Source organism: Paenisporosarcina sp. P4_E4_2, from assembly GCF_056401595.1.
Genome location: NZ_JBFUJC010000045.1, coordinates 16,429 through 27,275, shown reverse-complemented (window position 1 = coordinate 27,275; position 10,847 = coordinate 16,429). Strand labels below are relative to the sequence as shown.

The window sequence follows — 10,847 nt, the reverse complement described above, 5'->3', positions numbered from 1 at the left end:
CTGAAGGCACTGCCTGGGACACATGCAACGCCTCCTTCTTTCAACAGACTTGTTGCAAAATCAAAGGACGTCATCCCGAATTCTTTAATAGAAGGAAAAATATAAAAAGCGCCATTTGGTTTAACCACATCAAGTCCCATATCAATCAGTCGGCCATATACGTAATCACGGCGGACTATGTACTCTTTATTCATTTCAGCAGGAACATCCCTGCTGTTGCCTAGCGCCTCGATTGCTGCATATTGGCTCGGAACCGGTGCACAAACGGAATTGTATTGATGAATTTTAATGCAATGTTGCATAAGTGCTTCAGGACCTAATAAAAATCCGATACGCCAGCCTGTCATAGAGTGAGATTTTGATAATCCGTGAATGAGGAACAAACGGTCTCTTAATTCTGGATACGAACCAAATGAACGATGTTCGCCAGAAAAAGTGTTTTCACTGTATATTTCATCGGACAATACATAGATTTCCTGCTCTTTCAATACATCCGCCAAGGCATCCATTTGCTTGGAATCAATGGTGACACCTGTCGGATTTGATGGGAAATTGAATAGAACTGCTTTCGTCTTCTCGCTAATTAAAGCTTTCAGACGCTCGGGAGATGGTTGGAAGTCTGTATCTGAAGTATCTAAGTACTTTACCTTTGCACCACACATGGTAATGATTGGAGCGTAACCCGTATAGCATGGTGCCGGCAAAATCACTTCGTCTCCTTCTTCCAGGATGGTTCGGAAAACCACATCAATGGCTTCGCTTGCACCGATTGTGACGATAACTTCAGTTTCCGCTTTATATGCAAATTCATATTTCTCCAAGAAAAAGCGACTGACCGCATTGCGCAACTCAATCATGCCGGCATTATGGGAATACCCAGTCAAGTCATTTGAAATAGCTGCAATTCCTGCTTGTTTGACGGCTTCAGGTGTTGGGAAATCTGGTTGGCCTATCGTTAAATTCACTGCGTCCGGATAATGTACAAGCTGATTGGAAAACTGACGGATGCCTGAAACGGCAATTTTGGTAATGCGCTCATTTATCGTAAGTGGCATGGAATCTTCAACCCTTCTCATAGTAATGAAGAAATCTTCTTTCAATATTATCCATATGTTCCAGCATGGCATTTATGGCACTAGATACGTCTTGTTTTTCAAGAGCGTTGACGATGTCTTCATGCTCCCCGCTAGCTTCCATTGCAGAAACGGGGTACGTATTCGCAAGGATTAAAAAGGCACGATTAACGCCAGTATTGATGGTATAAATCATTTCACATAATTTTGTATTCGGATTTTGATCAGCCAATAATAGGTGAAACTCCCGATCCAGTTCAATAAATTCATGAAAGTCATTTTTCTCCGCTGCCCGTTTTTGAAGCTTAAGATTACTTTTCAGAGATTTAAGAAATTCTGGCGTTGTAAATTTGGCAACTTGCTCAATATTGTACGTTTCGAGTAACTTACGGACTTCCATATGATGAAGTGCATCCTCTTTCGTGAAGGATGAAACACTCGCCGGTTTGCCAGTTTGTAAAACCACGAGTCCATCAGTTGCTAACCGGCGAATTGCTTCCCGAAGTGGTGTACGACTTATGCCCAATTCCAATGCGAATTTTTCTTCACGCAGTTCTTCATTAGGCGCAAGAGTACCCGTCAAAATATCTTTGCGGATTAAATCATATGCTTGATCCGCTAATGAATCGGGTTTTTTTATCTTTCTCAACAGATGTCAACCTCTTTCAAAAACAACTTGTATTCTGTATACAGTATATGTGAATTATAACGTACTGGTGTCTCAAAGTATAGAGTGATTGTTTGATAAATTCTGTCATATTTTATCAAATGCAGATGAAGACAACATTGTATTACTAATTATCCACGATATTTTATAACAATAAATAATTATTAATTAAGAATTATTAATATTTTTTCAACCCATTTATTAGCATATTRTGTAAAATGATAGATAAGTGATAGTGTGCGTCATTAAGTAACTGAATGGGGGTTTAGAACATGGACTTTCCAAAAGAGGAAGTTGGTAAAAGAATTAGGTATTTAAGAAAATCGCAAGGATTTACTGCGGATGATTTAGCGAAAAAAGCTGGGGTCAGCCAAAGTATGATATCTCAAATAGAACGTGGACAAGTATCGCCTTCACTGGATACATTGTGGAAAATGAGTCATTGCTTAAAAGTTCCCGTCTTCACATTCTTTGTAGAAGAAGAGCAAGAAATCGTTACARTTCTACGTAATAATGAACAGCCTGAAATGAAGCAACTGCGTCCGAATGTTACATATCAACACCTGTCACCTACTCAAGGGAAACAAATCAACTTTTTTAAATTGATTTTAGAACCAGGTGAACAATCAGAAAATCCCTTGATGTTTCACACGGGGGAAGAATGTGGGTATTTATTGTCAGGCCAAATTCGTGTAGAGGTCGATGGAGAAGTATATGAACTTTTTGAAGGGGACAGTATTTACTTCAACAGCAATCTGCCTCATCGTTTTGAAAATGTCAGTCCACAAATTGCAACAGCAATTTGGGCCATGACTCATCCTTTTTGAATCTTTTCCGCCTGTGATCCGTATACTTATGTAWGAGAATCATAAGGAGGAATAATTCATGCTAAAAAACCCAGGCATTGCCGCCGTATTAAGTTTCTTTTGGACCGGCGTCGGGCAAATATATAACGGCCAAATCATGAAAGGCTTAATCTTGATTGGCGTTCAACTAATCAACTCATTATTAATGTTCGTATTGATTGGCTTCATCACTTTCCCGCTAGTTTGGATATGGGGAATGTACGACGCATACCAAGTTGCCGATCGAATGAATAAACGCACTTACTGACCACTTCCAATTTGGAGTGGTTTTTTTATTCGCGGTTTCTCCCTTTCTATTCGCGCTTCCACACTTTCTATTCGCAGTCCATCAAAAAAGAGCCTTCCACAAATTCGGAAGACCCTCATTTTATATCCTTCTCACTCTGAGAGGGACTTTTTCAATTTATATTTTCTCCAAATATCTTCAGCAGCACCAGAGCCCAATATTACGCCTGCGACAATCAAAACAAGTCCGTAAATATGACGACTTGTGATGGTTTCATTAAGAAATACAGATGAACCCACCAAGGTAAACAATGTATTCAAATTCATGAAAATGGCTGCTTTAGAGGGGCCGGCCTTTCCTACTGAATAGTTATAAAGCATATGGCCAACTGCTGTTCCAATCATTCCACTTCCAAAGAATGCTACCCAAAACATCGGTGGAACTTCTAAAAATGCTCGAATTTCCCCAGGCTCCTGGAACAGGCTAATTAGGAACAATACGAATGATCCGATTAAGAACATGTATGCTGTAAGCAACCTGGGATCCAGTGTTTTTGCAGCTTTACTGATAACCAAGTAACTGAAAACCTGTGTCAATATGGCTAGAAACACGAATACGTCACCAAAAGATAACCCAGAGGTTCCTTCTCCTGCAGCTAGTACTGTTGCGCTGACTCCGAACAATCCGAGTATTACTCCTACCCATTGCAATCTAGAGGGATAGATCCTCATAATCATTGACACTAATACCGCGGTTAGTACTGGACCTGTGCCAAGAATTAAACCGGCATTCGAACTTGTCGTCATGGTCAGTCCGATCGACAAAAAGTAATGGTGGCACACAACATTAAGAAGTGCACCAAGGACAATGAATTTCCATTCTTGTTTTGTCGGTTTTCTGACGATGCGAAGTACCGCTAAAATCGAAAATACGGTTAAACTGGCTAAAAAAATGCGAAAGGCAGTCATTGTTACAGGACGCACTTCGCTAACTAAATATTTTACGGCAGGCAAATTAAAGCCCCATATGAACATAACGAAAACGAGTATGCCATAGATTTTCCATTGTTTCACGTGGTTTTCACCTCACCATTTCTTCGTTCTAGGAAAAGCATAAGCGCTACTTTAGCTCGACGCAGGAGCAAGGTACCCTTTGCGACGAGTAACCGCAGGAGCAAGATTCCCTTTGCGACGAGTAACCGCAGGAGCAAGAACCGATGCGATAGCCTGCTTTCGCCTGAGTGTCTGAAGCTAAGGCGTGAGCTAGCGCTTGGGGCTAGACATAGCAATTCTATAATTTTAGATACCCATCAAATAATTAAGCATGTTGATTGTAGCTTAAAAACAATAGAACAACCATCTTAATTCTTTAACTGGCTAAAGTAAATGATTTATTTCTCGATATCGTATAGTTGTCTATTACAACATACTTTGCCACACAACAGCTTTGCCCTAAAATAGATTCTTCCATATAATACTTTTAAAAATTTTCTTACTCTTATTATCCCAAAAAAGAGCATCCACATGGATACTCTATCGTCTGGTTTTATCATGAATTATGACTCATTCTTCTAAATTAGGTTTTTGCTTTTGACTGCGCAGAGGAACTTCTTTAATGGTAAATGTCAAAAGTGTAGCGATCGCCATGACAATTGCCGCTACTAAAAATACATTTGATAAAGCAAATGTTAATGATTGTTGTAAGTGCAACATTAAATCATTAAATAGTGGCAACATTTGTTCAGGTAACTGTGCCCGAATGGACTCGAGTTGTGTATGGTCCAATAATAAATTGGGGTTTTGGAATTTGCTTAATGTTTCTCTTGCAGCTTCAGGTACTTTGCTTGAATCGAATGAAGCCATTTTATCTTTCATCGATGTATTCAATACTGTTCCGAGAACAGCCACACCAACTGTTCCTCCTAGGGAACGGAAAAGTTGAGTAGATGCTGTTGCTACACCCAAATATTCAGATCCAACGGAATTTTGAACAGTCATAGTAAACACGGTCAAGCCCATTCCGATACCAAAGCCCACCAAAATTAAGTAAAGCACAAGTAGCCACTGGGAAATGTCCATGTCCATTTGGGACAATAATAAAAGACCAACGACAGAAACCGCCAGACCAAAAGTGGCTTGTCGCTTATATTTCCCTGTTTTTGTAATCAATTGTCCACCCCATGCACTCGCTCCGACTAAACCAAGAGTCATGGTCATCGAAATGAAGCTGGAATGCGTTGCGGAATATCCTAGTACGCCTTGAACGAAAYAAGGCACATACATGAGACCACCGAACATGCCTATTCCTACCGCAAAGCCAATAATATTTGAGAATGTAAAATTGGCATATTTAAACAAGTGCAAAGGCAATATTGGACTCTTCGCTCGGTTTTCAGCCCAAATAAACAACCCCAAGGAAACAATCGATCCTGCGAATAACGACAAGATGATGTCTGATGACCAATCATATTTAGAACCAGCCCATGAAAACGCAAGCAACATTGGAACCAATGTTCCGGTAAGGAAGAAAGTGCCTAAATAGTCAATGGTCTCAYTTTGGCGTCTTTCTGTTTTAGGGAACAGCCTTAATATCAATACAAAAGCGACAATACCTAGTGGCAAGAACACCCAAAATACCCATCGCCAGTCTAGATTATCGACAATATATCCACCAATAGTTGGTCCAAGAACACTGGATATACCAAATACAGAACTCATAATACCTTGCCATTTTCCACGTTCTCGAGGGGCAAACAAGTCTCCCACTGCCGCAAAGGCTGTAGGAATAATAAGGCCTGCACCCACACCCTGGATGGCACGATAAATGATCAACTGTTCAATATAAGCGGATGTGCCACACAAAAATGCGCCAACAGAGAATATTAAAATACCGATTAGAAAAAACGGCTTTCTTCCATAGATATCAGAAAGTTTACCTGCAACGACTGTCATAATGGCACTCGTTAACATAAAGCTGGTAAATACCCAACTGTAATAATTCAAACCACCTAAATCAGAAATGATTTTTGGCAAAGCATTGCTGACGATTGTTTGGTTAACTGCTGCAAAAAATAGTGCCCCAATAATCGCAATCATAATAGTTACTTTTTCTTTTTGTTTTAAATGTTCCATGTAGAAATCAAACCTTTCTCTCGTTTGGCTTAATTTTCTGAAGAATATTCATGACTGAGAGCATTTCTTCATTTGAAATATCGCCAAACGTTTTACTGAAATATGCAAACATTATTTCGTCCATTTTCTTCACGAGCGTTAATCCTTCATCAGTCAAAGTCATATAAACCGTACGTCGATCTGAATCATTGCGTTCGCGGATGAGATATCCTTTTTGCACCAATTTATCACTCGTCAATGTGACATAACTATTGGTTGAATTCAATCTTCGTGCCACATCGGACACACGAAGTGTACGATCTTCTTCCAATGCACGTAGAACTGTAAATTCATTAAATGGTATATATCCTTCAAATTCGACCGCAAAATCTTGTCGAGTACTTCTTATTAAATAGCGGAAAGATCGGACAAACTCCTGAATTATTTCTTTGCGATCGTTCATGGAAAAACCCCTTCAACATTAAATAGTTTAGTAACTTAACTACTTTAGTATAGTAAGCTTGGAACTGACGGTTGTCAAATTGTGTTGCTTTCCAAAACAAAAGTCAAAATTGTGCACAAAAAAAATCCATTCAACAGAAACCTGTCAAATAGAGTGAATAAGGCAGGACTGATAAATCTTGACCCAAATATATATAATCCTAAGCAAGTATTGACGAAATACCAGAATATTATTATGATACTATTTGTGTTAACTAAAATTAATAAATAGTTCACTTAATGAAAAGAGGTTATACATATGAGAAACGAACACCTGAAGATGTTAATTGTTACCGCTCTATTCGCAGCAATCATTGCGATTATGGCACAAATAACTATTCCCCTTCCACTCGTTCCAATTACTGGACAAACCCTTGCTATTGGACTGGCGGCTACCATTTTAGGCAAGCGTTATGGGGTATTGTCCGTCTTAGTCTATATAATGTTGGGAATTGCAGGATTACCTGTATTTAGTGAAATGTCATCAGGGATCGGAGTAGTTTTTGGTCCTACTGGAGGCTATATAATTGGATTCATTCCAGCAGCCTTCTTAATAGGCTGGCTACTGGAGCGATTCGGATTTACAGTTAAAAATGCTGTCATCGCAAATATCATTGCGATGATTATTACTCTTTCATTTGGTGCTGTTTGGTTGAAATTCGTCGCTGAACTAAGTTGGACTGCAGCTTTAACTGGCGGTGTAACTCCATTTATTCTGGTGGGAATAATTAAAGCAATACTTGCTGCAACTACAGGGATTCTAGTTCGTAACCGTCTAACATCTGCAAAGCTATTACCAGCTACAATTTCATAAGCGAAGACAATTGATTAACCCGTATCTAAAAAAGCGCTTTGTAGATACGGGGTATTTACGCCCATCGAGTTTTCGATTCTCAAGGAACGATTTTACATAACGGAAAGTTAAAACAAGCACTGGAGATACTCACTCCGGTGCTTGTTTTCATTTAGTCCGTTACAACATTAAAACGTTTAAACGCGACAAAGTGTAGTTGCCAATACGGATTATCAAGTTTTGTGATTTCTACACCTTTTGATCCGGCATGAACAAATGTATTTTCTCCCATATAAATGCCCATATGAGAAATTCCTTCTTTGTATGTATCTTTAAAGAATACTAAATCACCTACTACAGGTACATTCACTTTGGATGATAGTTTGAAATAATCTTCACTACTCATCCGAAGTATGTCCAGTCCCGCAAACTGATGAACGTAATGAATAAATCCACTACAATCAAAGCCAGCAGGTGTTTTCCCACCGAAAATATATGGAGTTCCGACAAAGTTAGGAGCGATCGAAGCAATATTTGCATATACTGCTTGTCCAGTTAAAGAAACTGGTCTGGCAATCGGCTCAACTGTTTGAGTTTTTTTCTTGAAAATGGAAGATTTCTTTAACTGTGCCATAGTTGAAGTATGTGTTTTTGTTGTGCTGTATGCCTCTACAATCGGACTAAAGGTTAAACTGAAAGTCGATAACATTAGACAAATTATTATTATTTTTTTCTTCACTATCTCTATCCCCCGTCTAGTCTCTGAAAGTCTTATTCTCATCATATTAAAATACGAAAATTCAGTCAATATAATTTATATTATAGAAACAACTCGTATTAAGAATAATTTTGTCAGTAATTACTCTCGTGGTTTGTTATTGCCCGGGAAATATTTGGAGACTATTGTCATTTACAGGTAGAAAGGACATTATCAATAGCGGCTTCACACAATTTCTTAGTTTTTCAGAAACTATGTGATTGGCTGTATATCCACTCAAAATCGACTTAATTACTCCATCTTTCATCGACAAATCATTTGAAAGTACACCGATTTTCTTTTGACTATCACTCTTCAAGTAATTCCAATGATAATTAAGCAGTTTTAATCAATTCTCAACAGAAGTAAATATATTTCCCCATTCCCCTATTGAAAGTCAGCTTAGGCGGACTTGTTGGAAACATCATTTATATGACGGATTTTCATTGTACTATCGCCAATATTCTAAACGCACAAAACCCCTTACAGCCGCTGAATTCTGTAAGGGGTTTATCTATAAGGAGGTCATCTTATAGCAATAGTATGGGCAGCATGGCTACCATTTATTAAAATAATTTGCTGTTTGGGGGAATTTCGCGAAGAAATTTATCTCTATCTAAGCGTTCCTCATATTGATCCGTTGTAACATCTTCATCTTCATCGACGCCACCTGAGGGAAATTCATTCTCAGTAGAATTCGTGTCGAATGCAAATGCATTGCCATGTCCTTCATTTTCGTAACCAGTTTCTCTATACTCTGGCTCTCCGGATGTGTTGTACTTATTTAAAGCTTTTTCTTCAGATTGATTAGTTGGTTCGTTATGTTTACCTGCTGTATACTCAGTCCCAAAAACTCGTTTTTCTTCCGTTCGAGGGTCTCTATTAAAATCGTGTTTCATTTCCTCAGTGGATTTATCATTATTTAGTTCACTACCAAATGCTGCAGGTCCTAAATTAGGGTCTGCACCAGGAGATTGGAATCCATCTGTCTGTTGTTCATTCGTAATAGTATCCTGAATATTCGTACGATTCTTCTGGACCATTCTATCTTCCTGCATTGAATGACCTATATGGTCTTCTTCTCTGGCCAAATATGGATCCGTAGCGAAAGTTTCACCTCGCGCAAAACGATCTGTAGGTTCGTCGAAACGACCATCAGTCTCATTTACAAAATCATTTGTTGACGGTTCAAACCCCTGTTCTTCATCATATTCGCTTTGAGGATTTTTACCACTGTCAATAGTCATTTCGCTTCGCGGTTCTTCTGCACCAAAGGTTGTGGAATCTCCAGTAAGATTTTTATCTGTTTCATTGAATCGTGATTCAACAAAGTTTGTAYGTGCTGAAGAGGTAAACTCATTTGACTGACTTGTCGCTTCGTTATGAGTCTTTTCTTCGAAACCTGGTTCAATTGGTTGAACTGCCCGCTCTTCCCCATGATAAGATTCATAACTGTTTCCAGTTGATCCAAACGTATCATAGCCTTCTTCAAACTCATTCTGGTGAGAATCTGTGACACTATCGTTTAGCGATGCATCGGTGTACAGTAAAAACCCACCACTAGCAACATCTTTTGAATAGCGATCAGTTTCTGCGTCATTTAAATCTAATTTCCTCAGGCCTTCTGTAACGGAATCTTCTCCCGTAAACCATGATTTGAATTTATCCATGAATGTACCCGCTTCATGCGTCGAAACTTCAGAATAGCGATTTAATGTACTCATGTGTGCATGATCTTTTGAAATGACATGTATATCACTCTCGGAATAACCTTGTGCTTTTAGTTGTTCTAATTTTCCATACATTTCATCTTCTGTACGAGCAACTTCAATTTTACGATTTGATTCAAAGTTCATGGGGTTACCTCCTATTTTTTGATTTACATTCTATCTACCCAACGCTTTATTAAAGTTAAACACTTTTGAAAACTTTTAATCAGACTGTAATATGATTGCACAAAAAAACCTGTGCTCAGCTGAGCACAGGTTTATCTTAGTCTATTTCATTTGTAATGCTTGGGATAGATTTCCAGCAATATGGATGTCTTTGAAGTTCAAACCCWGATGAACTGCTGTCAAAGCGATTTCTGGTCGAACTCCGGATAATGTAGTCTTAACTCCGACAATCTTCAATGCATCTATTAATTGGAAAATTTGCATGGCTACCATTGTATCAATTACATTTACACCTGATAAATCTACATACAAATGAGTAATGCATTTTTTCGTACATTCCATCAATGTATTTTCCAACAAATATTTAGCTCGTTGCGTATCGATTTCACCCACTACAGGAAGTAAACCAACATCTTGATGTAATTTAATCACCGGAGCACTCAAGTCATTAATCAATTCTTGCTGACTTTTTAGCCTTCGCAAAGATAGCTGATCGTGTACCTCTACAAATCTAGTCATAACCCTACTGAACGCTTTTAGAATAATATGATTCCATGAGTAAATTTGTTCTTTTGTATAAGTTCCTTCATTCTCTCTTTCGAAACTCTCAATCATACTAAGATATTGTCTTTGTACATTGAGGAATTCCTGCAAAATTATATGAGTGGGTGTAGATTGATGACCAGTATCGGTAACAATTTCGTTTAACCAAACTTCAAAAGCTTTAAAGAATTCATATTCATCTTCCAAAAAAACCTGAATTAAATGTTCATGAAAACTATAATTTTGAGATTTTAAACGATTAATATCTTTTTCATCTTTAGATGCATATACACCTACTGCAGTAGATTGATCAATCGATTTGTACCAGTCATCAGTTAATTTTTCGGCTTTTGTTATTAAGTATTTATAAAGATCCATATTCCTGTGCATGCTGAGGGCACTCCTTCACATTTTAG

Annotated in this window: 11 protein-coding genes; 3 read left to right on the top strand and 8 right to left on the bottom strand. The window is 38.3% G+C overall.

Annotated features, from left to right (window positions below; translation table 11 throughout):
• Positions 1-1,055, bottom strand: a 1,055-nt coding sequence (locus AC1DSB_RS05780; protein WP_477586071.1) for an aminotransferase class I/II-fold pyridoxal phosphate-dependent enzyme, incomplete at its 3' end; no start/stop codon positions are given.
• Between the two features lie 7 nt (positions 1,056-1,062).
• Positions 1,063-1,722: a GntR family transcriptional regulator gene (locus AC1DSB_RS05775; protein WP_342542059.1), complete on the bottom strand. Its 660-nt coding sequence runs from the start codon at positions 1,720-1,722 to the stop codon at positions 1,063-1,065.
• Positions 1,723-2,012: 290 nt separating this feature from the next.
• Here AC1DSB_RS05775 and AC1DSB_RS05770 point away from each other — a divergent pair, with 290 nt between their 5' ends.
• Together AC1DSB_RS05770 and AC1DSB_RS05765 are read left to right on the top strand one after the other, a co-directional pair.
• Positions 2,013-2,567, top strand: a complete 555-nt coding sequence (locus tag AC1DSB_RS05770) for a helix-turn-helix domain-containing protein (protein WP_477586069.1) — start codon at positions 2,013-2,015, stop codon at positions 2,565-2,567.
• Positions 2,568-2,625: 58 nt separating this feature from the next.
• Positions 2,626-2,853 carry a hypothetical protein gene (locus tag AC1DSB_RS05765; RefSeq protein ID WP_081637793.1) on the top strand — a complete coding sequence of 76 codons (228 nt, stop codon included), beginning with the start codon at positions 2,626-2,628 and terminating at the stop codon, positions 2,851-2,853.
• 131 nt (positions 2,854-2,984) lie between these two features.
• Here the strand turns inward: AC1DSB_RS05765 and AC1DSB_RS05760 are convergent, their stop codons facing one another.
• The 3 genes from AC1DSB_RS05760 to AC1DSB_RS05750 all read right to left on the bottom strand — a co-directional run bounded on the left by AC1DSB_RS05760 (position 2,985) and on the right by AC1DSB_RS05750 (position 6,405).
• Positions 2,985-3,905, bottom strand: coding sequence for a DMT family transporter (locus AC1DSB_RS05760; protein WP_342542061.1), 921 nt, complete (start codon positions 3,903-3,905; stop codon positions 2,985-2,987).
• 489 nt (positions 3,906-4,394) lie between these two features.
• Positions 4,395-5,963, bottom strand: coding sequence for an MDR family MFS transporter (locus tag AC1DSB_RS05755; RefSeq protein ID WP_477586066.1), 1,569 nt, complete (start codon positions 5,961-5,963; stop codon positions 4,395-4,397).
• Between the two features lie 7 nt (positions 5,964-5,970).
• Complete coding sequence (locus AC1DSB_RS05750) at positions 5,971-6,405, bottom strand: MarR family winged helix-turn-helix transcriptional regulator (protein WP_342542063.1); 435 nt, start codon at positions 6,403-6,405, stop codon at positions 5,971-5,973.
• 297 nt (positions 6,406-6,702) lie between these two features.
• On the opposite strand from AC1DSB_RS05750, the gene AC1DSB_RS05745 reads away from it, so the two are divergent.
• Positions 6,703-7,257, top strand: a complete 555-nt coding sequence (locus AC1DSB_RS05745; protein WP_477532652.1) for a biotin transporter BioY — start codon at positions 6,703-6,705, stop codon at positions 7,255-7,257.
• A gap of 151 nt (positions 7,258-7,408) precedes the next feature.
• Here the strand turns inward: AC1DSB_RS05745 and AC1DSB_RS05740 are convergent, their stop codons facing one another.
• The 3 genes from AC1DSB_RS05740 to AC1DSB_RS05730 form a co-directional block, all read right to left on the bottom strand.
• Complete coding sequence (locus AC1DSB_RS05740; protein WP_477532651.1) at positions 7,409-7,975, bottom strand: C40 family peptidase; 567 nt, start codon at positions 7,973-7,975, stop codon at positions 7,409-7,411.
• 584 nt (positions 7,976-8,559) lie between these two features.
• Complete coding sequence (locus tag AC1DSB_RS05735; RefSeq protein WP_477586064.1) at positions 8,560-9,849, bottom strand: YflT domain-containing protein; 1,290 nt, start codon at positions 9,847-9,849, stop codon at positions 8,560-8,562.
• 141 nt (positions 9,850-9,990) lie between these two features.
• A complete protein-coding gene (locus AC1DSB_RS05730; RefSeq protein WP_477586062.1) occupies positions 9,991-10,821 on the bottom strand; it encodes an STAS domain-containing protein in 831 nt (276 codons plus the stop codon).
• Between the last annotated feature and the right edge of the window lie 26 nt (positions 10,822-10,847).

Excerpts from the sequence above, each read along its gene's own strand:
- AC1DSB_RS05765 (WP_081637793.1), top strand. The coding sequence starts at position 2,626 with ATGCTAAAAAACCCAGGCATTGCCGCCGTATTAAGTTTCTTTTGGACC.
- AC1DSB_RS05745 (WP_477532652.1), top strand. The coding sequence starts at position 6,703 with ATGAGAAACGAACACCTGAAGATGTTAATTGTTACCGCTCTATTCGCA.
- AC1DSB_RS05750 (WP_342542063.1), bottom strand. The coding sequence starts at position 6,405 with ATGAACGATCGCAAAGAAATAATTCAGGAGTTTGTCCGATCTTTCCGC.